Consider the following 23,555-nt stretch of genomic DNA (forward strand, 5'->3'; position numbering starts at 1 on the left):
TTTTAGCCGATATATTTACCTCGTTCTCACCCATGACCAGAGAACATCATTCCGTAATCAATGAGTTTTTTGCCCCGTTTCATCAACGGGGCTTTTTTTATGCGTTATCTCTTAAACTCTCCGTTTATTGATGCCGATATATGAAATGTAGTTTAGCCATGCTTTAATATGGCGAGTCTAAATTTTCAGCATTAAGTGCATTAAAGCGCGCAGTCTATAGGGGTAAACGAGCGTAATGTCCGATTTCATTTTGGCCCGAGTTTCCGAAACTCTCTCACAAGATCAATCCCTTGAAAGCCTGGTACGACAACTCCTTGAAATGCTGGAGATGGTCACCGAAATGGAATCTACGTACCTCACAAAAATTGATGACGACGGCCGTTATCAACATATCCAGTACGCCCGTAACAGCAAACAGCTTGATATTCCAGAAGGTTTTTCCCTTCCCTGGGGCGATAGCCTGTGCAAACGCGCACTTGATGACGGCTGTTTCTTCAGTAATGAAGTCGCAAGCCACTGGGCAGATTGTGAAGCGGCAACAACGCTCGGTATTACCAGTTATTTAAGCACGCCTGTACATCTGGCAGACGGTTCGCTTTATGGCACGCTTTGTGCGGCCAGTTCCGATACGCGCACATTAAGTGTCCGTGGTGAGCAGGTTCTGAATTTATTTGCCGGGCTAATTGCCCGTTCAATCGAAAAAGATCATCTGGTTAATCAGCTTCGTGAAGCCAATGCTGCGTTAATTGCCCATTCATACACCGACGCCCTGACCGGTTTGCCGAACCGACGCGCCATTTTTGATAATCTGATTACTTTGTTCTCTCTAGCCCGCCACCTTAATATACAGATTATTATTGGGTTTATTGATCTCGATAATTTTAAGAGAATTAACGATGAACTGGGACACGAATCCGGCGATCAATTCCTTATTCAGATAGGCCATCGTCTGGTCGATGGCTGCGACCGGGACGATGTAGTGGGCCGTCTTGGCGGTGATGAATTTTTAATTGCCTGCCCCGGCGCTCCTGTTGGCCAAACGCAAATTGAACGATTAAATTCACTTAAGCGAAATTTACAGAAGTGTCTGACCGGCGAATATCAGCTTGGTACTGTGAAGATATTTTACCCCGGTGCAAGTATCGGTGTAGTAGAAATTAATCCTGAAGACGTAGATGCCGACAGTGCGTTGCGCATAGCCGATCAAGCTATGTATCAGGATAAAAACGGGAAAGAGAAAAAACCTTTTCTGCGTCTCAATTAATCACGTCAAAACATCGTTTTTGGCTTGAGAATTATCTCATCTTCTTCTATTTAATTTATGTAAGTCTGGCGCTCGTGAGAGTTGCCAGCTGAGGAGTTCCATTGTGAAAAAAACGACCATCATAATGCTTATCGTGGCAATTATTGCTGTTGCTGGCACGCAACTTGGCTGGTGGTAACCGATGAGCTAAACGTAACGTTCCTGGCAGATTCCTCCGGACCAATGATGTTGTCGGTGTAGCAGATCCCATTAGACTCATTTATCTGAGCAGGAGCTCGCAATGTTCACCGGACTTAAAAAAAGCGAAAGTAAACGGCTTGCGGCGCTGGAATTATTGCGCAAAGAGGATAAAACCCGTGACGCAGCCCTCACAGAATATGCCTGCCTCGCCTGTGAGGTGATGGGTGTCGAAGGATGCTTCATCACGGTATTTGATGATGACTATCAATATATCAAATATGTTAAAAACGTTCCGCTGGAGCATTTTAAAGTTCCGATAGAAAAAACAATGTGTCAGTACTCACGCGACAGTGGTCAGACTGTTGTGTGTCCTGACACACGTCTTGATGACCGTTTTTCACATCAGCCGCTGGTAAAAAATGGGGATATTCTGTTTTATGCTTCAGCCCCCATGATGACCAAAGAGGGTATGGTGCTGGGTACGCTATGCGTCAGTAGCTCGTCTATCTTTAGCCCAACTAACCAGCAGATCGAGAGTTTCAATCGCGTTGCAGAGCTCTCAGCGGTCTATCTCGAAGCACGCTACTCCATTGGCCGCGTTGATACCTTAACGGGGTTACCAAACCGCCAGTTCCTGATTCGCGAAATGGAGCAAAAAACACTGAATAAAGATCGTAAAACTTACGGTCTGGTGATTTTTGACTGCATTGATATGCCGAGAGCCTACGAGCTCACACGTTATTTGGGTCTGCCAGCGGTAGATAACATGCTGCGCAGTTTTATTCCTTTGTTACGCCTGCGTCTTCGGCTCAAGGATAGCGTCCCTCTCTACTCCTTCGCACCAGCACGTTTCGCCGTGCTGGTTGATATTGAACAAGCCCTGACCCTGGTAAAACGAGCTGAAACACTACCCGGCACGCAGGCACAAATGGCTCAGGACATTGATATCACGTTGACTATCCACACCGGCTACGTGAAATTCTCGCCACAGGAAGATGATGCGCATGAAATTGTACGTCAGGCGATCAGTGCGCTGCATGAATCTATTCGCCAGGATATTCCGGTTCTGCAATTTAATCCGATCCTTGATCATAAAAGAAATAAAGACTTTAAACTCCTGTATGACTTAAGTGAGGCGATTAAAGCAAAAAGCCAGCTTTATTTAGTGTATCAACCTAAAGTTTCTCTGCGCTCTGGCAAAACAGAAGGCGTAGAAGCCTTGTTACGCTGGCGCCATCCTCAGTTGGGAAATATCTCGCCCACGACTATTGTGACTCTCGCTGAAAAAACCAGCCTGATGCCAGAAATTACACAATGGGTAATAAAAACCGTCATTTCACAACTTAAGGTATGGCGTTCGGTGGGAATTACTATTCCAATCTCTATTAACGTCACCGTCAGTGATTTTTCCCGCCCGGGTTTTGCGGATGAACTGGAACATGATGTCCTTAGCGCAGGTTTATATCCTGCCGATGTCCGTATCGAGTGTCTGGAGACGGAAAAAGTACTCGAAAGCGACCTCGCGCTTGAAGAGTTAGACCGACTTAAGTTACTGGGTTTCCAGATCCTGCTTGATGACTTTGGGGCCGGCTACAGCAACATTAGTTACTTGCGCCGTATTCCAATCGATGTAATAAAACTGGACAGGTCTCTCATCAGTCAGATAACCAGCGATACGGGTAGCCGAATTATTGCTCGCAATGTAATTATGATGCTTAAAGAATTGCATTATGTGGTGCTTGCAGAAGGCGTTGAAGATCAGGAAACGGCGCATATGCTCAATGAATATGGCTGTGATGAAGCACAGGGTTATTATTTCTCACGTCCTATTCCTCCGGATGAAATTCCGCTCTGGTTGGCTGACAGCAAGCCGTATCGCGTCCTGGAACGCATTAGTGTCAACCAACATCAATACGGTTCATAGCCCCCTGATGTTAAGCCATTTTTACTACGCCGCACCTGAATAAGGTGCGGTATTTTTTTAGATAGCGTGCACAAAACAATATCAAGATGGATTAATACCGCACTCATCAATTTTATGAATCATGACCCTGCAAAAAATCCATTGGAACGTTTCGCAGACAAAGGTTATAAAGTGCACAAGTGATGGACATACGATTTAACATTTTCTACTTTATTCCGGGCAGTTTTGGTGTCGAAGCTGCCAGTTTTTCTTTTGTCTGACTTCACGTCGCCCACGACTTTAGCTTATTCATCACCTTTCTCGTTTCATTGAGTGTGTTTTTGCGCAAACGCCAGAATGGGAAAACACAGTATAACCATATTTGATATATTATCTTATCGGCTCCGTGTAGTAACACCACAGGTTCACGTAACCTGCTGTAGTGATCGCGGCTAATAAGCTTCATAACTTTCGAATTCACATTACGATAAATCAGCCCCACATTGCGATGATTCTCTTTGAGATGAAACCCCTTACATTTCTCGACTTTTTCAATCCCCAAAGAGAACGGAACAGGCCCGGTAGTGTGTAGTACGCCCTGCATCCCTACCCCATAGCGCCAGGGCTTGTAGCTTTTCAACCGCATCACAACTTCGTCGATGACCGCTTTAAGATAAGGTGAATGGGGCGCCGCAATAATATTCCACTGCTGATATTCGCCATTCTTCAGGAAACATAATACCGGATGCTTGCCCATGTTATTGTCACTGCCACCGGGTTTGTTATCCCAGTTGCAGACCATTAAATCGCACTCATCTGGAATGATGTCATCGAGCGGCTTACTGCATGAGCTTTTAATATCTAAATAAATCCCCCCCTCTTTATACATCAGGAGATAGCGGAAAAAATCTGCCCGGGCCGCGCCATATTGAGGGTTGATTTCAGAATAAAGATTAAGTATTTCTGGCTCATAATTTTTTTCGAGATAATCAACAATGCAATTATCATCATAAAAATGATATTCCCAGTCGGGATTGCGCTTACACAAATCGACAATAGACGCATGAATTTCATCAGGGAGCGCATCGGCACCCTTGGTATATATCTGATGAATTTTTTTGGGTATGTTTCTCATCATTTATCCTGCCATCATAAACGTCAGTACGTAAAAATGCATAAAAATCATAACTATCAGATAAATGTATTCATGTTCTATGACATAAGCATTAACGCTCCGCAGGAATTTAGCCAACGGATTTCTCTGGAATGAATTGTCTGTCATGTTCGACAACGATTTGTGGGTAAGGTTGCAGATGCAGAAATAAGAAGTGGCGGAAAAATATGTGAAGATGAACAAGGGACTGCTCTTCAGCAGTGTCAAAAAAGATGCTCCGGCGGTCGAGTACGTATGGCTGGCGATACGTCTCACTCCCGTGACTTCTCAGGATAAAAAAACGGGAACCAATTGGCTCCCGTTCTTCTTTAACCCAGAAACTGGATTACATGTTCTTGATGATCGCGTCGCCAAATTCTGAACATTTCAGCAACTTAGCGCCTTCCATCAGACGTTCGAAATCGTAAGTCACGGTTTTGGCCGCGATTGCGCCTTCAACGCCTTTAACGATCAGGTCAGCGGCTTCAAACCACTGCAGGTGGCGCAGCATCATCTCAGCAGACAGGATCACGGAACCTGGGTTCACTTTGTCCTGACCCGCATATTTCGGTGCAGTACCGTGGGTCGCTTCGAACAGCGCACACTCGTCACCGATGTTAGCACCCGGAGCAATGCCGATACCGCCAACCTGGGCTGCCAGGGCGTCGGAGATGTAGTCACCGTTCAGGTTCATACAAGCGATAACGTCGTATTCAGCCGGACGCAGCAGGATCTGTTGCAGGAACGCATCGGCGATCACATCTTTAATGATGATCTCTTTGCCGGTGTTCGGGTTTTTGATCTTCTGCCACGGGCCGCCGTCGATCAACTCACCGCCGAACTCTTCGCGAATCAACTGGTAGCCCCAGTCTTTGAACGCGCCTTCGGTGAACTTCATGATGTTGCCTTTGTGAACCAGGGTCAGGGAGTCACGGTCGTTGGTGATCGCATACTCAATCGCTGCGCGCACCAGACGTTTGGTCCCTTCTTCAGAACACGGTTTAATACCGATGCCGCAATGTTCCGGGAAGCGAATTTTCTTCACGCCCATCTCTTCGCGCAGGAATTTGATCACTTTCTCTGCTTCAGCGGAGTCAGCTTTCCACTCGATACCCGCATAAATATCTTCAGAGTTTTCACGGAAGATAACCATGTCGGTCAGTTCCGGGTGTTTAACCGGGCTTGGCGTGCCCTGGTAGTAACGTACCGGGCGCAGACACACGTACAGGTCCAGCTCCTGACGCAGAGCCACGTTCAGAGAACGAATGCCGCCGCCAACTGGCGTGGTCAGAGGGCCTTTGATGGCAACACGGTATTCACGGATAAGATCGAGGGTTTCAGCAGGCAGCCAGACGTCCTGGCCATAAATTTGGGTAGATTTTTCACCGGTGTAAATTTCCATCCAGGAAATTTTACGCTCGCCTTTATAGGCTTTCTCCACAGCGGCATCGACCACTTTCAGCATCGCAGGGGTAACGTCGATACCGATTCCGTCGCCTTCAATGAACGGGATAATCGGGTTATTCGGAACGTTCAGCTTGCCGTTTTGCAGGGTGATCTTCTTACCTTCCGCCGGAACAACTACTTTGCTTTCCATTCACCTCTCCTTCGAGCGCTTCTGGTTGTTACTGATTTTTGTTAATGAATTGTAATTAGCCCATCAATACTACCCGATAGTTGGGTGCCATGAAAGGCAATCATGATTCAGTTATAATGCTGCAAATGATAACTACTGAAAATACCATGAAGAAAACTTCTGATAGAAATCACCACCTTAAGCGATTCAGCTCACGACAAGCCACTAAGCCTGAACGTGAAAGCGAGCCAAAACGGGTGATTTTGTTCAATAAACCCTACGATGTTTTGCCTCAGTTTACCGACGAAGCAGGTCGCAGCACGCTCAAAGATTATATAACTGTACAGAATGTATACGCAGCTGGTCGTCTGGATCGCGATAGCGAAGGGTTGCTGGTGTTAACCAATGACGGCGTATTGCAGGCAAAACTGACGCAGCCGGGTAAACGCACCGGGAAAATTTACTATGTACAGGTGGAAGGTGAACCAGGTGAAGACGCGTTAAAAGCGCTGCGTGAAGGCATAACACTTAATGATGGCCCAACGCTCCCTGCTGGCGTTGAATGTGTGGCAGAGCCCGAGTGGCTATGGCCGCGCAATCCCCCCATTCGCGAGCGAAAATCGATTCCTACCTGCTGGTTGAAAATCACACTTTATGAAGGACGGAATCGCCAGGTACGTCGCATGACGGCGCACGTGGGCTTTCCGACACTGCGTCTTATCCGCTACGCTATGGGTCATTACACCCTGGACACGTTAGCCAGCGGTGAATGGCGTGATGCCCTCTGATTCAAGGAGAAACAAACATGTTTAAACCCCATGTCACCGTTGCCTGTATCGTACATGCTGAGGGTAAGTTTTTAGTTGTGGAAGAGACCATCAGTGGCAAAGCCTTGTGGAATCAACCTGCAGGTCACCTTGAAGCCAATGAAACCCTGCTGGAAGCCGCACAAAGAGAGTTATGGGAAGAGACCGGTATTCGCGCCACGCCGGACGCGTTTGTTCGTATGCACCAGTGGATAGCGCCGGACAAAACGCCATTCCTGCGCTTTTTGTTCTCGATAGAACTTGATGAGATCTGCGCGACAGAGCCGCATGACAGCGATATTGACCGCTGCCTGTGGGTCAGCGCCGATGAGATCCTTGATGCCACTAATCTGCGATCCCCCTTAGTGGCCGAAAGTATTCGTAGCTGGCAAAGCGGTGAACGTTACCCGTTATCAATGATTGGGGCCTATAACTGGCCTTTTTAATAGGTCATGCTCAGAGCCGTTGCCCTGACGGCTTTGAGCCCCTTCTTCGCCACCTCTTCTCTTTTTATGACACTTTTAAGCATCAGTTAAAAACATTTAACAGAAGCTTAACATGCTGAATTACATCGCTCCGGGCAGAGGATTATTTCACCCCTTTTGCACCTTTAAACCTCACTCTTCTGCAGAACGTCTGCATTGAACATTTTCGCACCATGAATTCTGCTTTTTAACAATTAAAGATCAAATTTCATACGCCGATAGAACCCCTGATGGAGGCTTTCCATTCAGGGACGGTTGAATGACGTTTAAAGGTTGAGAGCACAGGAGCCGCAATGGCCAGACAATTCGTTCAAAAGAAAATGAGTACCCGCGCACAAATGTTGCTGACGGGTGCATTGACCATCACGCTCGGGTTTGTGGTGACGATTGGTGTTCTGAGCTGGCAGTCCAGCAATGAGCAAAAAACGCTGGCCGAAAATTACCTGCAGCAAATCGCACAGTCAGAAGCGCTAAAGATCCAGCAGGAACTTAATTACGCCCGCGACGTGGCGCACAACCTCGGGCATAGCCTGATTTCTTTGCCTGGTGCCGGTATTACCGATCGCAAAGTTGCCGACAAAATGCTTGAGTATGCACTGCGTGATAACCCTGACTATCTCTCGGTTTCCGTCATTTTTGAAGAAAATGCCTTCGATGGCCGCGATGCTGATTTTGCAGATAAGCCCGGCCAGGCACCGAAAGGCCGATACGCGTTCTTCGTCGATCGCGATCAATCAGGCACCTTCAAACTTCACCCGCTTACCTCTTACCAGACGCCAGGTCAGGGGGATTATTATTTACTGCCACAAAAATCTCAGAAAGATACGCTGATTGAGCCTTATAGCTATGCGTATAACGGCGTACCCACGTTGTTGACCTCCGTAGCAGCACCTATTGTGAGTGATGGCAAATTGCAGGCCGTCATCACCTCCGACATCTCTCTTGCCTCGTTGCAGGCAAAAGTGAACCAGATTAAACCCTGGGAAGGCGGTGGCTATGCCATGCTGCTCTCTTCCGCCGGAAAGGTGATTTCATACCCTGATAAGAGCCTGACCAGCAAGCCTTATCCTGGCGAAACGCATGATTACAGCACCAGCGTGGTTGAACAACCGGATAGCATACTGGGTGAAGATGCGTTAGTTACCTGGCAGCCAGTATCCATCGGTAACAGCCCGGACAAATGGTATCTGGGCGTGGTTGCGCCGGTCAGTCAAGTGATGGCAGCCGCCAACCGTCAGTTGATGAACGCCATTATTCTGATGGTAATAAGCATCCTGCTGGTAAGTGCGCTTCTGGGTATTGTCTTTAATCGTAAAGTGCTTAAACCGATTGGCGGTGAGCCACTGGAAGCGGCAACCATTGCGCTGGCCGTCGCCGATGGCAAACTGGATAATGTTATCGATGTGAAATCCGGCGACCGTAAGAGTCTATTCTATGCTCTTCATACCATGCAGGCCCAGTTGCGGCAGATTGTGGGGCAGATTAAAGATGCCAGCGACTCTGTACGCCAGGGAGCGGGTGAGATAGTCAGCGGTAACATCAACCTCTCTTCGCGTACCGAGCAGCAGGCAGCGGCACTGGAGCAGACGGCCGCCAGTATGGAGCAGTTCAGTGCCACCGTGAAACACAACGCCAGTAATGCCCACCATGCAACGGAACTCACCGCAAATGCCACGCAAATTGCCAGCCGCGGTGAGGCGCTGGTCAGCCAGGTGGTCAAAACCATGGCGCAGATCGATGACAGTTCGAAGAAAATCAGCGACATCACCACCATGATCAACAGCATTGCCTTCCAGACCAACATCCTCGCCCTTAATGCTGCGGTTGAAGCTGCACGTGCCGGTGAACAGGGTCGCGGCTTTGCGGTTGTCGCCTCAGAAGTGCGTAATCTGGCTCAGCGCAGCGCCAATGCGGTGAAAGAGATTGCCGCGTTAATTGAAGAGTCCAGCCAACGCGTTGAAACGGGTGTGCAGCTGGTGAATGACGCCGGGAAAACCATGCAGGAGATGACCCAGGCGGTCAATTCCGTGCAGACCATCATCAATGAAATCGTCAGCGCCTCCGATGAGCAGGCCAAAGGCATCGGGCAGGTGACGATTGCTGTGAACGAGATGGATGGCGTCACTCAGCAAAACGCCTCGCTGGTCCAGGAGATGGCGGCAGCGGCCAGCTCTCTCGAAGAGCAAGCGCAGCAGCTCGCCCAGAGCGTGGAACAGTTCAGCCTCGACGACAAAGCCGCATAGTCTAAATGGTCGGGAGTCTGTACCTCAGGCTCCCGCTTTTTGAGTGGGTTTCGCAGAGGGGGTGCCTGAGCGGCGAGTGCGTGATAGAATACGCCGCCTTGAAGTTCAATGTCGTGAGTATTCTATGTCTGATAGCCCAAAAAAAGTGATCGTCGGCATGTCCGGCGGTGTCGATTCTTCCGTTTCTGCCTGGCTGTTGCTGCAACAGGGTTATAAGGTCGAAGGCCTGTTCATGAAGAACTGGGAAGAAGACGACGGCGAGGAATACTGCACCGCAGCAGCCGATCTTGCCGATGCGCAAGCCGTCTGTGACAAGCTCGGCATTGAGCTGCATACCGTTAACTTTGCCGCAGAATATTGGGACAACGTGTTTGAACTGTTCCTTGAAGAGTACAAAGCCGGACGCACGCCAAATCCGGATATTCTGTGTAACAAAGAGATCAAATTCAAAGCCTTCCTCGAATTCGCGGCTGAAGATCTGGGCGCAGACTATATTGCGACCGGTCACTACGTGCGTCGTGCAGATGTTGACGGCAAAAGCCAGCTGCTGCGTGGACTCGACGGCAACAAAGATCAGAGCTACTTCCTGTATACCCTCAGTTCTGACCAAATCGCACAAAGCCTGTTCCCGGTCGGTGAACTGGAAAAACCTGAAGTGCGTAAAATCGCGGAAGAGCTTGATCTCATTACCGCGAAGAAAAAAGACTCCACTGGTATCTGTTTTATCGGCGAGCGCAAATTCCGCGAATTTTTAGGCCGCTACCTGCCAGCTCAGCCGGGAAAAATCCTCACCGTTGACGGCGAAGAGATTGGTCAGCACCAGGGTCTGATGTATCACACTCTGGGTCAACGTAAAGGTCTGGGCATTGGCGGTACCAAAGAGGGGTCAGAAGACCCGTGGTACGTGGTCGATAAAGACGTTGAAAAAAATATTCTGGTCGTCGCGCAGGGTCATGAGCACCCGCGTCTGATGTCCGTCGGGCTGATTGCCCAACAGCTGCACTGGGTTGACCGCGAACCGCTGGTTGGCACGCTGCGTTGTACTGTTAAAACCCGTTATCGTCAGACCGACATTCCGTGCACCGTGACCGCACTGGATGCCGATCGTATTGAAGTCCGTTTTGATGAACCGGTCGCCGCGGTGACACCAGGGCAGTCTGCTGTCTTCTACAGCGGCGAAATCTGCCTGGGCGGCGGTATCATCGAACAGCGTTTACCGCTGCCGGTTTAATTGGCGATAAGAGATAGCGAATCAAGGAGCGAGTGTGGCGAAGAATTATTATGATATCACCCTGGCACTGGCGGGCATTTGCCAGTCAGCCCGTCTGGTGCAACAACTGGCGCATCAGGGACATTGTGACGCGGATGCACTCCATGTCTCACTGAACAGTGTGATTGATTTAAATCCGGACTCGACGCTCAGCGTTTTTGGTGGCAGTGAAACCAACCTGCGTCTTGGACTGGAAACACTGCTGGGGGTGCTGAATGCCAGCAGCCGCCAGGGTCTCAATGCCGAATTGACCCGCTATACTCTTAGCCTGATGGTGCTGGAGCGCAAACTTGCAGCGCAAAAAGGGGCAATGGACACCCTGGGTGACCGCATTTCCGGCCTGCAACGCCAGCTTGACCATTTTGACCTCCAGTCCGACACACTGCTCAGCGCCATGGCAGCTATTTATGTGGACGTCATTAGCCCATTGGGGCCACGTATTCAGGTTACTGGCTCCCCTGCCGTCCTGCAAAGCTCGCAGGTGCAGGCGAAAGTCCGTGCCTCGCTGCTCGCAGGTATTCGTGCCGCCGTATTGTGGCATCAGGTGGGCGGCGGTCGCTTGCAGTTAATGTTTTCTCGTAGTCGCCTGACCACTCAGGCCAAACAAATTCTTGCTCATTGTTAACCTCCCGGAGTTCTGAACTATGGAATTATCCTCACTGACCGCCGTTTCCCCTGTCGATGGACGCTACGGCGATAAAGTCAGCGCGCTGCGCGGGATTTTCAGCGAATACGGTTTGCTGAAATTTCGTGTACAAGTCGAAGTACGCTGGTTACAAAAACTGGCCGTCACACGTAGCGATCAAGGAAGTTCCTGCTTTTGCTGATGACGCAAACGGTTTCCTTGATAAAATCGTCGCTGATTTCAGCGAAGAAGACGCGGCGCGCATCAAAACGATTGAGCGCACCACCAACCATGACGTAAAAGCGGTGGAATATTTCCTGAAAGAGAAAGTGGCAGATGTGGCGGAATTACACGCTGTTTCTGAGTTCATCCACTTCGCCTGTACTTCAGAAGATATCAACAACCTCTCTCACGCGTTGATGCTGAAAACTGCGCGTGACGAAGTGATCCTGCCGTACTGGCGTCAGCTGATTGATGCGGTGAAAGATCTGGCCGTTCAGTACCGTGATATCCCTCTGCTCTCCCGTACCCACGGTCAACCGGCTACGCCGTCGACCCTGGGCAAAGAGATGGCTAACGTTGCCTACCGTATGGAGCGTCAGTTCCGTCAGCTCAATCAGGTTGAAATCCTGGGCAAAATCAACGGGGCTGTCGGTAACTACAACGCACACATCGCCGCGTACCCGGAAGTTGACTGGCATCAGTTCAGCGAAGAGTTTGTGACTTCCCTGGGTATTCAGTGGAACCCGTACACCACGCAGATCGAACCGCATGACTACATCGCTGAACTGTTTGACTGTATGGCACGCTTTAACACCATCCTGATCGATTTCGATCGTGACGTGTGGGGCTACGTGGCGCTGAACCATTTCAAACAGAAAACCATTGCTGGTGAGATTGGCTCTTCCACCATGCCGCACAAAGTTAACCCGATTGACTTCGAAAACTCCGAAGGCAACCTGGGCCTGTCCAATGCCGTGCTGCAGCATCTCGCAAGCAAACTGCCGGTATCCCGCTGGCAGCGTGACCTGACGGACTCCACCGTACTGCGCAACCTGGGCGTGGGTGTGGGCTACGCATTGATTGCCTACCAGTCAACGCTGAAAGGCGTAAGCAAACTGGAAGTGAACCGCGAGCGTCTGCTGGACGAACTGGATCACAACTGGGAAGTTCTGGCAGAGCCGATCCAGACTGTGATGCGCCGTTATGGCATCGAGAAACCGTACGAAAAACTGAAAGAACTGACTCGCGGCAAGCGCATTGATGCCGAAGGTATGAAACAGTTTATCGACGGTCTGGCCCTGCCGGAAGATGAAAAAGTCCGCCTGAAAGCGATGACCCCTGCCAACTATATTGGTCGTGCCATCACCATGGTTGATGAACTGAAATAACGATTTTCCTGCTTTAACCCTCTTTTCGACCGAAAAGAGGGTTTCCTTCCCCCCGGTTTAATAAATGTTTATCCCTGACACAAGACAATCAGCGTTACACTCAATGTATCGAAAAAAGTCAGGAGAATTCATACGATGCGCGTACTCGTTGTGGAGGATAATGCTCTCTTACGTCACCATCTAAAAGTCCAGTTACAGGATCTTGGTCATCAGGTGGATGCGGCGGAAGATGCAAAGGAAGCCGATTATTTTCTTAATGAACATTTACCCGATATCGCCCTTGTCGATCTCGGCTTGCCGGACGAAGACGGCCTCTCTCTGATACGCCGCTGGCGCAATCATGACGTCTCTTTACCGGTTTTAGTGCTGACGGCCCGTGAAGGCTGGCAAGACAAAGTTGAAGTTTTGAGCGCCGGTGCTGATGACTACGTGACCAAACCTTTCCATATTGAAGAAGTCGTTGCCCGCATGCAGGCGCTAATGCGCCGTAATAGCGGCCTGGCCTCGCAGGTTATCTCCATGCCCCCGTTCCAGGTTGATCTCTCCCGTCGGGAGATGTCGATTAACGACGAAGCGGTGAAACTGACCGCATTTGAATACACCATTATGGAGACGCTTATCCGTAATAACGGAAAAGTAGTCAGCAAAGATTCGCTGATGCTCCAGCTTTATCCCGATGCCGAACTGCGCGAGAGCCATACTATTGATGTGCTGATGGGCCGTCTGCGTAAAAAAATTCAGGCGCTCTATCCCAGCGAAGTGATCACCACAGTGCGTGGTCAGGGCTATCTGTTCGAATTGCCAAAATGAGAAAAATGAAGCGCTTGTTACGCCATTTTTTCCCCCTCTCATTACGCGTTCGCTTTTTACTGGCAACCGCCGCCGTCGTGCTGGTGCTGTCACTGGCCTACGGTATGGTTGCCCTGGTGGGTTACAGCGTCAGTTTCGACAAAACCACCTTCCGGCTGCTGCGCGGCGAAAGCAACCTCTTCTATACCCTGGCGAAATGGGAGAACAACAAACTCAGCGTTGATCTTCCGGAAAATCTTGATCTGCAAAGCCCGACCATCGCATTGATCTACGATAAAGACGGTAACTTGCTTTGGGTACAGCGTGATGTCCCCTGGCTGGCAAATCGCGTTGACCCCTCCTGGCTAAAAGCGGATGGTTTCCAGGAAATAGAAGCGGATGTCGATGACTCCAGCACGTTGGTGCACAATGACGAATCGGTAAAACAGCAATTTAACGCTATCCGTGAAGATGATAATAATTCTGAGATGACCCACTCAGTGGCGGTGAACCTTTACCCTGCCACGGCGCGAATGCCACAATTAACCATTGTGGTGATTGACACTATTCCTATCGAACTCAAGCGCTCATGGATGGTGTGGAGCTGGTTTATCTATGTCTTAACCGCCAATCTCTTGCTGGTGATCCCTCTGCTATGGTTGGCTGCACGCTGGAGTCTGCGCCCTATCGAGGCACTCGCAAAAGAGGTTCGCGAACTCGAAGAGCACCATCGCGAGAATCTCAACCCGGCCACCACCCGTGAGCTGACAAGCCTGGTGCGGAACCTCAACCGCCTGTTGAAAAGCGAACGTGAGCGTTACGACAAATACCGCACTACGTTGACCGATCTTACCCACAGTCTGAAAACGCCATTAGCTGTTTTGCAAAGCACGCTGCGTTCATTGCGCAGTGAGAAACTGAGCGTCAGCGAAGCCGAACCGGTGATGCTGGAGCAGATCAGCCGTATCTCGCAGCAGATTGGCTATTATCTGCATCGCGCCAGCATGCGCGGCAGCAGCGGATTACTCAGCCGGGAGTTACACCCCGTCGCACCCCTTTTGGATAGCCTCACTTCAGCACTGAATAAGGTGTATCAGCGCAAAGGGGTGAATATCAGCCTCGATATCTCACCGGAAATCAGTTTTGTCGGCGAGAAAAATGACTTCATGGAAGTCATAGGCAATCTGCTGGATAACGCCTGCAAATACTGTCTGGAGTTTGTCGAAGTCTCAGCACGGCAAACAGACGATAATCTGCACATTATTATCGAAGACGATGGTCCGGGTATTCCGCATACCATGCGTGAAGCTGTTTTTGATCGGGGTCAGCGTGCCGATACATTGCGCCCAGGTCAGGGTGTGGGGTTAACCGTAGCACGGGAAATTGTCGAGCAGTACGATGGGCAAATCATCACGCAGGAGAGTTTGCTTGGTGGTGCGAAAATGGAAGCCGTTTTTGGCCGCCAACAACCGCCAAACGGCGATAATTAAGACATTCAGTTAAAATTACGTTACGTAGCGCACGCAGGCTGTTATGCATCCGTTATACTCCGACTCAAACAAACGTTTGGGGAACGAACATGGACTATAACGTCAATCTTAACTGGCCGGAATTCATTGAACGCTACTGGCAAAAACGCCCGGTACTGTTAAAGCGCGGCTTCACGCAGTTTATCGATCCGATTTCCCCTGACGAACTGGCCGGGCTGGCCATGGAAGATGAAGTGGACAGCCGTCTGGTCAGCCACCTCGACGGCAAATGGCAGGTCGGCCACGGTCCTTTTGAAAGCTACGATCACTTAGGTGAGAGCAACTGGTCACTGCTGGTCCAGGCAGTTAACCACTGGCACGAACCTACTGCTGCGCTGATGCGCCCCTTCCGTGCCCTGCCCGACTGGCGCACCGATGATCTGATGATTTCGTTCTCGGTACCTGGTGGCGGAGTCGGTCCTCATCTCGATCAGTATGATGTGTTTATTATTCAGGGCACTGGCCGTCGTCGCTGGCGTGTTGGCGAAAAAACGCCTATGAAGCAGCACTGCCCGCACCCGGATCTGCTGCAGGTTGATCCTTTTGACGCCATCATTGATGAAGAGATGGAGCCCGGCGATATTCTCTATATTCCGCCAGGATTCCCACATGAAGGCTATTCGCTGGAAAACTCAATGAACTACTCAGTCGGCTACCGTGCGCCAAGTGGACGGGAGTTGATCAGTGGTTTCGCCGATTATGTTCTGCAACGTGAGCTGGGCAGTCTGCGCTATACCGATCCGAATTTACCTTCCCGCGAGCACCCGGCAGACGTGCTGCCGCAGGAACTGGACGGACTGCGCCAGATGATGCTGGATCTGATTAATCAGCCAGAGCATTTCAATGAGTGGATTGGCGAATTTATTACTCAGACGCGTCACGAGTTGGATATTACCCCGCCAGAACCACCTTATCAGCCGGATGAAATCTATGATGCTCTCCAGCAAGGTGACAAACTGGTTCGCTTAGGTGGACTGCGCGTGTTACGCATCGGAGGAGAAGTGTTTGTCAACGGCGAGCGCGTTAACTCTCCGCACCGTCCGGCACTGGACGCGCTGGCTAACCATATCGTCCTGAGCGGCGAAGCCTTCGGTGATGCACTGGAAGACCCGTCATTCCTGGCGATGCTGGCTGCGCTGGTCAACAGCGGCTACTGGTTCTTCGAGGATTGATTTTCATGTCCCGGAGGCGCTCGGCCTCCGGGACATTGTCCAATACTTACTTCGCGGTCAATTCTGCGATACGCACGATCACTTTCACCGCTTTCTCCATGCCTTCGAGGGTCACGAACTCGTGTTTGCCGTGGTAGTTATAACCGCCGGTAAAGATGTTTGGGCAGGGTAATCCCATGAAGGAGAGCTGCGCACCGTCGGTGCCGCCACGAATGGCCTTCATCTGCGGCTCAATATCGCAATCCCGCATCGCCTGCTGCGCCAGCTCGAGAATATGCGGATACTCGACAATCTTCTCGCGCATATTGTAATAGCTGTCTTCCATGATGAGCTCTATGTAGCAATCCGGGTGCAGCCCTTTACCGACCTTTTTGGCAATCTCCATCATTTTACGTTTACGTGCTTCAAAGGCTTTGCGGTCAAAGTCGCGTATGATGTAGTGCATCTCGGCACGCTCAACGGTCCCCTTGATGCTGGTGAGATGGTAGAACCCTTCGTACCCTTCGGTCTGCTCCGGGCTTTCTTCTTCAGGGACCAGTGCATGGATGCGGCTCGCCAGCGTTAGCGCATTCACCATCACGCCTTTGGCCGTTCCCGGATGCACATTGTTACCGACGATTTTGATGGTCAATGACGCAGCATTGAAGTTTTCGAACTCCAGTTCCCCGACCCCGCCACCGTCAACGGTATACGCCCATTTTGCACCAAAGGCCGGAACGTCGAAGAATTTCGCCCCTTTACCTACTTCTTCATCCGGGGTGAAGGCCACACAGATGTCACCGTGCGGAATTTTGTTTTTAATCATCACTGACAGCGCAGTCATGATTTCCGCAACGCCGGCTTTATCGTCCGCGCCAAGCAACGTTTTACCGTCAGTGGTAATCAGCGTCTGACCGAGCAACTGATGCAGTACAGGGAACATCACCGGCGAGAGTATTTCATCGCCTACGCCCAGCGCGATATCACCACCTCGGTAGTTTTCGAGAATCTGCGGGTTGACGTTTTTCCCGCTGCAGTCAGGTGACGTGTCCACGTGAGAAATAAACCCAATCGCCGGAACAGGTTTCGCCACGTTTGATGGCAGCTTAGCCATCACCGTGCCTTTATCGCTCAGTATGACGTTTTCGAGCCCCATCTCTTCAAGCTGTTGCTGGAGCAAGTTCAGGAGCTTCCATTGCCCGTCGGTGCTGGGAACCTGGCGGACGCCGGGCTTTGACTGAGTATCCAGCGCGACGTACTGTAAAAAACGCTCTAATAATTTTTCCATGCAGCCACCCTCACTTAATGTGACAACATTATCAGTAAGCACGAAAACACAAATATTGCGTCAGGTCACTTTTATCCCCTAAACGAGAATATTTTCATTTTTGCCCTGCTCAATAAAGGTAGCGAATAACGCAGCTTTTGCGCAGCAAAAACGCAACAACAATTGGCGATTTCAAGGGTTTGCCGTAGAATGCCAGGCCTCTATCAATGTGTCAGACCCTAAGGTGGTTAATCACAAACCCCGCATCCGGAACGTCATCCGATGCGTTTATATGGGACAGCGTAAAAAATTGACTACACACTCGCGTTCGCCTTCTCCGCTGGTACAACTGGCCGGGATAAGCAAAGGCTTTGATGGCAAAACTGTCATTTCTGATTTCAACCTCACCATTAATAACGGCGAATTTATCACGCTACTGGGGCCATCCGGCTGCGGGAAAACCACGGTTTTACGCCTGATTGCCGGGCTGGAAAATGTCGATGCCGGTCATATCCGCCTTGATGAACGTGATATCACCGATGTGCCCGCCGAACACCGCCACGTCAATACTGTCTTTCAGAGCTACGCCCTCTTTCCGCACATGACCGTGTATGAAAACGTGGCATTTGGCCTGCGGATGCAAAAAACACCTGCAGCCGAAATTGGCCCGCGCGTCACGGATGCGCTGAAGATGGTGCAACTTGACGCCTTCGCACAGCGTAAGCCTCATCAGCTCTCCGGCGGTCAGCAACAGCGCGTTGCCATTGCCCGCGCCGTGGTGAATAAACCCCGTCTTCTGCTCCTTGACGAATCGCTCTCTGCGCTGGATTACAAACTGCGTAAACAGATGCAGAACGAGCTCAAGGCGCTACAACGTAAACTCGGTATTACCTTTGTATTTGTCACCCACGATCAGGAAGAAGCGCTGACCATGTCAGACCGCATCGTGGTGATGCGTGACGGCAAAATCGAACAAGACGGTACCCCGCGCGAAATCTACGAAGAACCGAAAAACCTCTTCGTGGCCAGCTTTATTGGTGAAATCAACAACTTCGATGCCACCGTGATTGAACGTCTCGATGAACACCGGGTGCGAGCAAGCGTCGAAGGCCGCGAATGCAATATTTACGTCGACTTCGCTGTTGAGAAGGGTCAATCACTTCACGTTCTGTTGCGCCCGGAAGATCTGCGAGTCGAAGAGATCAACGATGCCAGCCACGTAGAAGGGCTAATAGGCTATGTTCGCGAGCGTAACTACAAAGGGATGACGCTTGAGTCAGTTGTTGAGCTGGAGAACGGCAAGATGGTGCTGGTCAGTGAGTTCTTCAACGAAGACGATCCCGACTTTGACCACTCGCTGGACCAGAAAATGGCCATCACCTGGGTAGAAAGCTGGGAGGTCGTACTGGCAGATGAAGAGCACAAGTAAATTCCAGAATGTGGTGATTGCCACTATCGTCGGTTGGCTTGTGCTGTTTGTCTTTTTGCCCAACCTGATGATCATCGTCACCAGCTTTTTGACCCGTGACGATACCCATTTCGTGGCGATGGTCTTTTCGCTGGATAACTATACGCGACTGCTGGACCCGCTCTATTTTGACGTCCTGCTGCATTCGCTGAATATGGCCGTACTGGCGACCCTCGCCTGTCTGCTGCTAGGCTATCCATTTGCCTGGTTTCTGGCGAAACTGCCTGCAAAAGTGCGCCCTCTGCTGCTTTTCCTGTTAATAGTCCCCTTCTGGACGAATTCGCTTATCCGAATTTATGGCCTGAAAATCTTCCTCAGCACCAAAGGGTATCTGAATACCTTTTTGCTGTGGCTCGGCGTCATTGATGAGCCAATACGGATAATGTTCACACCCGCTGCGGTGATCATTGGCCTGGTCTATATCCTGCTGCCTTTTATGGTGATGCCGCTCTATTCGAGCATTGAAAAGCTGGATAAACCTTTGCTGGAAGCAGCAAAAGACCTCGGCGCGAGCAAGTTACAGACTTTTATTCGCATCATTATTCCGCTGACGATGCCGGGCATTATTGCCGGTTGCCTGCTGGTCCTGCTGCCAGCCATGGGATTGTTCTACGTCTCGGATCTGATGGGCGGCGCGAAAAACCTGCTGATTGGTAACGTGATTAAAAGCCAGTTCCTTAATATCCGCGACTGGCCGTTTGGCTCCGCCACCAGCATTATGCTGACCGTCATTATGGGACTGTTACTTCTGGTTTACTGGCGTGCGTCACGCTTGCTGAATAACAAGGGGGAGCTGGAATGATCGGTCGACTGCTTCGCGGTGGTTTTATGACCGCCATTTATGCATACCTCTATATTCCGATCATCATTCTGATTGTGAATTCCTTTAACCGTTCGCGATTTGGCATTAACTGGCAAGGCTTTACCACAGACTGGTACAACCTGCTGATAAACAATGACAGCCTGGTACAGGCCGCCCAGCACTCTCTGACGATGGCCATTCTGTCGGCAACCTTTGCAACGCTGATTGGCGCTCTGACAGCGGTGGCGCTTTATCGCTACCGTTTTCGCGGTAAGCCCTTTGTCAGCGGCATGTTGTTTGTGGTGATGATGTCGCCGGATATCGTGATGGCTATCTCGCTGCTGGTCCTCTTCATGCTGATCGGCGTTCAACTGGGATTCTGGTCATTACTGTTCTCGCACATCACTTTTTGCCTGCCCTTTGTGGTGGTCACCGTCTACTCCCGGCTGAAAGGTTTTGATGTGCGCATGCTTGAAGCGGCGAAAGACCTGGGGGCCAGCGAAATCACTATTTTGCGCAAAATCATTCTGCCCCTGGCAATGCCCGCCGTCGCGGCAGGCTGGCTGCTCAGCTTTACCCTGTCGATGGATGACGTTGTTGTCTCCTCGTTTGTGACAGGTCCAGGGTATGAAATTCTGCCGTTAAAAATCTATTCCATGGTTAAGGTCGGTGTCTCACCCGAGGTGAATGCACTGGCGACCATTCTGTTGGTGCTGTCACTGGTGCTGGTAATTGCCAGCCAGTTGATAGCGCGTGATAAAACCAAAAGCCTGGCTCGCCAGGCGTAAACACAGGGGACGTTAAATGATTAAATGGTCACGCCACCTGCTCGCTGCGGGCGCTCTGGCATTGGGAATGAGCGCGGCGCATGCGGACGACAGTAAAACACTCTACTTCTACAACTGGACAGAGTATGTGCCGCCAGGCCTGCTGGAACAGTTCACGAAAGAGACCGGCATCAAGGTGATTTATTCGACTTACGAGTCCAATGAAACCATGTATGCCAAGCTCAAAACCTATAAAGACGGTGCTTATGACCTGGTCGTCCCGTCTACCTACTTTGTGGATAAAATGCGCAAAGAGGGGATGATCCAGAAGATCGACAAAACGGCGCTGACCAACTTCCACAATCTCGATCCTGAGATGCTCAACAAGCCCTTCGACCCGAATAATGACTACTCCATTCCTTACATTTGGGGAGCGACAGCCATTGGCATCAACAGCGATGAAATCGATCCTAAATCGGTGACAAGTTGGGCGGATCTGTGGAAACCGGAATACAAAAGCAGTCTGCTGCTGACCGATGACGCACGTGAAGTGTTCCAGATGGCGCTGCGTAAACTGGGGCTTTCTGGCAATACCACCGATCCGAAAGAGATTGAAGCCGCTTATAACGAGCTGAAAAAGCTGATGCCCAATGTGGCAGCGTTTAACTCCGATAACCCGGCAAACCCGTACATGGAAGGTGAAGTGAATCTCGGCATGGTGTGGAACGGCTCAGCGTACGTGGCGCGCCAGAACGGGACGCCGCTTGAAGTCATCTGGCCGAAAGAAGGCGGTATTTTCTGGATGGATAGCTTATCCATTCCGGCGAATGCCAAAAACAAAGAGGGTGCACTGAAGCTGATTAACTTCCTGCTGCGCCCGGATGTAGCGAAACAGGTGGCGGAAACCATCGGTTACCCGACGCCTAACCTTGCCGCACGTAAGTTACTGAGCCCGGAGGTTGCCAACGATAAATCGCTCTACCCGGATGCTGAAACTATCAGCAAAGGGGAATGGCAGAACGATGTCGGCAGCGCCAGTGCGATTTATGAAGAGTATTATCAGAAGTTGAAAGCGGGTCGTTAAATCATTACGTTTCTACGGCTCTCCTCCGCAGGGGAGAGCCCTTACTTCAAAGACCTTTCAGCAGCTTATCGACAAACGCCGGCACCACTGCGCTCGCCAGCCCGTACTGTTTCTCTTCAAACTCACTGCCCACCTGGCTTGGCTCCAGATTCAGCTCGACGGTATGCGCACCATGTAGTTTGGCCTCATGGACAAATCCGGCAGCAGGATAAACATGCCCCGACGTGCCAATAGCAATAAACACGTCCGCCATCGAGAGAGCATGGTAAATCTCGTCCATGCCGAGCGGCATCTCACCGAACCAGACCACATGGGGACGTAAGGGTGCGGGGAACTGACAGCAGTGACATTTATCATCTGGCGTCACATCCTGCGTCCACTCCAGCACCTGCCCGCTTTGCGAGCAGCGCACCTTCAGCAATTCACCGTGCATATGAATAATGTGCTTATTGCCTGCACGCTCATGCAGATTGTCGATGTTTTGCGTCACCAGTAAAAAACGATCGCCCAGTACCTCTTCCAGTTTCGCCAGCGCCAGATGCGCGGCATTGGGGGCGATTTCTGGCTGCTGCAACTGATGGCGGCGGGCGTTGTAAAATGACTGCACCAGTTGCGGGTTACGGGCAAAACCTTCCGGGGTTGCCACATCTTCCACATGATGCTCTTCCCACAGGCCATCTGCAGCCCTGAATGTTCTAATCCCGGATTCAGCGGAAATTCCCGCGCCGGTCAGTACCACGACTCTCGGTTTATCCATCACTTTGGGCACCACGATGTCTCGAAAGAATATCCGCTGGCGTAAGCGCTCACGCAAGCGGCGTTTGTTACGGCGAAAACAGCTGAGACGATGTGACCGACGAGACTGCATATCATCCTCTCAGGACTAATCAGTAAGGTGAAGGAACGCTGCACCGCGCATACCGCCTGCATCGCCATGACGCGCACACTCAATGCGGGGGACGCGGGCAACAGGCAGCAGATGCGGAGGGAGTCGCTGTGCTAACAGGGTAGTCAATGCAGAGAAATTCGACAAACCGCCGCCGATAACCACTAAATCAGGATCCACAATCGTCAGTATATTGCCAAGACAGACGGCTAGCAGGTCAGCATAACGTTCGACATGGGAAGTTGCCCGCGGATCTTTTTGTTCCCAGCGAGCAATGATCTCGGGAGCAGCGAGTGCTTCACCGTAAAAATAGTGGTAAAGCCAGCCAAAGCCACGACCCGAAAGATAATTTTCGATGCAGCCCAGCTTGCCACAGCCGCAACGCGTGAGCGGGAAATCGAATCCCATCAGGGCGAGGGCATCCACCGGCAGGCGAATATGCCCAAACTCACCAGTGATGTAGCTGCGCCCGGTGACAGACTTGCCGTTGACCACCAGTCCCCCACCGACACCGGTGCCCAGAATCAGCCCCATAACCAGCGGATACTGGCGAAACTCATCGTCCCAGGCTTCGGAGAGGGCAAAACAGTTGGCATCGTTATCAAGGCGGACATCGCGATCCAGCAATGCACAGAGATCACGACGCAGCGGTTTCCCACTGGCAGCGGGTACGTTGGCGGCATATAAGGTGCCATCGGCGGTTTCCGGCATACCGGGGATACCAATGCCAACGCTACCCTGACTGCCAAAGCGGGTATCCGCTTCGGCAACCATTTGCGCGATGGTGTTCAGGAAGGTGTCGTAACTGTCCTTTGGGGTGGCGACACGCGTTTCCCATTGCAAACGTCGGGTATCATCAAATACCCCCAGCGCGATTTTGCTGCCGCCGATATCAAATCCGTAATACATCGCCTCT

The 23,555-nt window shown here is 50.9% G+C and carries 19 protein-coding genes and 1 pseudogene; 15 read left to right on the forward strand and 5 right to left on the reverse strand.

Annotated elements, in window-relative coordinates:
- The first annotated feature begins 235 nt into the window (after positions 1-235).
- Both AC5JPW_RS05240 and AC5JPW_RS05245 read left to right on the forward strand, forming a co-directional pair.
- The gene (locus tag AC5JPW_RS05240; RefSeq protein ID WP_494238656.1) at positions 236-1,264 is read left to right on the forward strand and encodes a GGDEF domain-containing protein; all 1,029 of its coding nucleotides are present in this window, start codon (positions 236-238) and stop codon (positions 1,262-1,264) included.
- A 280-nt stretch (positions 1,265-1,544) separates the two neighbouring features.
- Positions 1,545-3,368, forward strand: coding sequence for a sensor domain-containing phosphodiesterase (locus tag AC5JPW_RS05245; protein WP_494238658.1), 1,824 nt, complete (start codon positions 1,545-1,547; stop codon positions 3,366-3,368).
- Positions 3,369-3,630: 262 nt separating this feature from the next.
- Here AC5JPW_RS05245 and AC5JPW_RS05250 read toward each other — a convergent pair whose 3' ends face one another.
- Positions 3,631-4,485: a glycosyltransferase family 32 protein gene (locus tag AC5JPW_RS05250; protein ID WP_494238659.1), complete on the reverse strand. Its 855-nt coding sequence runs from the start codon at positions 4,483-4,485 to the stop codon at positions 3,631-3,633.
- A gap of 361 nt (positions 4,486-4,846) precedes the next feature.
- On the reverse strand, positions 4,847-6,097 hold the full coding sequence (gene icd, locus AC5JPW_RS05255) for an NADP-dependent isocitrate dehydrogenase (RefSeq protein WP_494238660.1): 1,251 nt from the start codon (positions 6,095-6,097) through the stop codon (positions 4,847-4,849).
- 116 nt (positions 6,098-6,213) lie between these two features.
- Here icd and rluE point away from each other — a divergent pair, with 116 nt between their 5' ends.
- From rluE to AC5JPW_RS05300, 9 genes and pseudogenes are all read left to right on the forward strand, one after another.
- On the forward strand, positions 6,214-6,864 hold the full coding sequence (gene rluE, locus AC5JPW_RS05260) for a 23S rRNA pseudouridine(2457) synthase RluE (protein WP_494238661.1): 651 nt from the start codon (positions 6,214-6,216) through the stop codon (positions 6,862-6,864).
- 17 nt (positions 6,865-6,881) lie between these two features.
- Positions 6,882-7,328 (forward strand): NUDIX hydrolase, encoded by a 447-nt coding sequence (locus AC5JPW_RS05265; protein WP_494238663.1) that lies wholly within the window; start codon positions 6,882-6,884, stop codon positions 7,326-7,328.
- Positions 7,329-7,660: 332 nt separating this feature from the next.
- Positions 7,661-9,610, forward strand: a complete 1,950-nt coding sequence (locus tag AC5JPW_RS05270) for a methyl-accepting chemotaxis protein (RefSeq protein ID WP_494238665.1) — start codon at positions 7,661-7,663, stop codon at positions 9,608-9,610.
- An 88-nt stretch (positions 9,611-9,698) separates the two neighbouring features.
- Positions 9,699-10,841 (forward strand): tRNA 2-thiouridine(34) synthase MnmA, encoded by a 1,143-nt coding sequence (gene mnmA / locus AC5JPW_RS05275; RefSeq protein WP_494241137.1) that lies wholly within the window; start codon positions 9,699-9,701, stop codon positions 10,839-10,841.
- A 34-nt stretch (positions 10,842-10,875) separates the two neighbouring features.
- Positions 10,876-11,505, forward strand: coding sequence for a high frequency lysogenization protein HflD (gene hflD, locus AC5JPW_RS05280; RefSeq protein ID WP_494238667.1), 630 nt, complete (start codon positions 10,876-10,878; stop codon positions 11,503-11,505).
- A gap of 19 nt (positions 11,506-11,524) precedes the next feature.
- A pseudogene (gene purB, locus AC5JPW_RS05285) lies at positions 11,525-12,896 on the forward strand (adenylosuccinate lyase).
- 135 nt (positions 12,897-13,031) lie between these two features.
- Complete coding sequence (gene phoP, locus AC5JPW_RS05290; protein ID WP_494238669.1) at positions 13,032-13,706, forward strand: two-component system response regulator PhoP; 675 nt, start codon at positions 13,032-13,034, stop codon at positions 13,704-13,706.
- Between the two features lie 5 nt (positions 13,707-13,711).
- Complete coding sequence (gene phoQ, locus AC5JPW_RS05295; RefSeq protein WP_494238670.1) at positions 13,712-15,175, forward strand: two-component system sensor histidine kinase PhoQ; 1,464 nt, start codon at positions 13,712-13,714, stop codon at positions 15,173-15,175.
- An 89-nt stretch (positions 15,176-15,264) separates the two neighbouring features.
- Positions 15,265-16,386, forward strand: coding sequence for a ribosomal protein uL16 3-hydroxylase (locus AC5JPW_RS05300; RefSeq protein ID WP_494238672.1), 1,122 nt, complete (start codon positions 15,265-15,267; stop codon positions 16,384-16,386).
- 46 nt (positions 16,387-16,432) lie between these two features.
- Here the strand turns inward: AC5JPW_RS05300 and pepT are convergent, their stop codons facing one another.
- Positions 16,433-17,653, reverse strand: coding sequence for a peptidase T (pepT, locus tag AC5JPW_RS05305; RefSeq protein WP_494238674.1), 1,221 nt, complete (start codon positions 17,651-17,653; stop codon positions 16,433-16,435).
- Positions 17,654-17,924: 271 nt separating this feature from the next.
- Here pepT and potA point away from each other — a divergent pair, with 271 nt between their 5' ends.
- Genes potA through potD form a run of 4 tightly spaced genes read left to right on the forward strand, consistent with a single transcriptional unit; the run spans position 17,925 to position 21,753 of the window.
- The gene (gene potA, locus AC5JPW_RS05310) at positions 17,925-19,061 is read left to right on the forward strand and encodes a spermidine/putrescine ABC transporter ATP-binding protein PotA (RefSeq protein WP_494238676.1); all 1,137 of its coding nucleotides are present in this window, start codon (positions 17,925-17,927) and stop codon (positions 19,059-19,061) included.
- Positions 19,045-19,902, forward strand: coding sequence for a spermidine/putrescine ABC transporter permease PotB (potB, locus tag AC5JPW_RS05315; protein WP_494238678.1), 858 nt, complete (start codon positions 19,045-19,047; stop codon positions 19,900-19,902). The genes potA and potB overlap by 17 nt, the downstream gene beginning before the upstream one ends.
- Positions 19,899-20,690 carry a spermidine/putrescine ABC transporter permease PotC gene (gene potC, locus AC5JPW_RS05320; RefSeq protein ID WP_494238680.1) on the forward strand — a complete coding sequence of 264 codons (792 nt, stop codon included), beginning with the start codon at positions 19,899-19,901 and terminating at the stop codon, positions 20,688-20,690. Before potB ends, potC begins: the two co-directional genes overlap by 4 nt.
- Positions 20,691-20,706: 16 nt before the next feature.
- A complete protein-coding gene (potD, locus tag AC5JPW_RS05325) occupies positions 20,707-21,753 on the forward strand; it encodes a spermidine/putrescine ABC transporter substrate-binding protein PotD (protein WP_494238682.1) in 1,047 nt (348 codons plus the stop codon).
- A 46-nt stretch (positions 21,754-21,799) separates the two neighbouring features.
- Here the strand turns inward: potD and cobB are convergent, their stop codons facing one another.
- The gene (gene cobB, locus AC5JPW_RS05330; protein ID WP_494238684.1) at positions 21,800-22,621 is read right to left on the reverse strand and encodes a Sir2 family NAD+-dependent deacetylase; all 822 of its coding nucleotides are present in this window, start codon (positions 22,619-22,621) and stop codon (positions 21,800-21,802) included.
- A 15-nt stretch (positions 22,622-22,636) separates the two neighbouring features.
- The gene (gene nagK, locus AC5JPW_RS05335) at positions 22,637-23,548 is read right to left on the reverse strand and encodes an N-acetylglucosamine kinase (protein WP_494238686.1); all 912 of its coding nucleotides are present in this window, start codon (positions 23,546-23,548) and stop codon (positions 22,637-22,639) included.
- Positions 23,549-23,555 lie beyond the last annotated feature (7 nt).

It is taken from the genome of Phytobacter sp. (assembly GCF_059074235.1).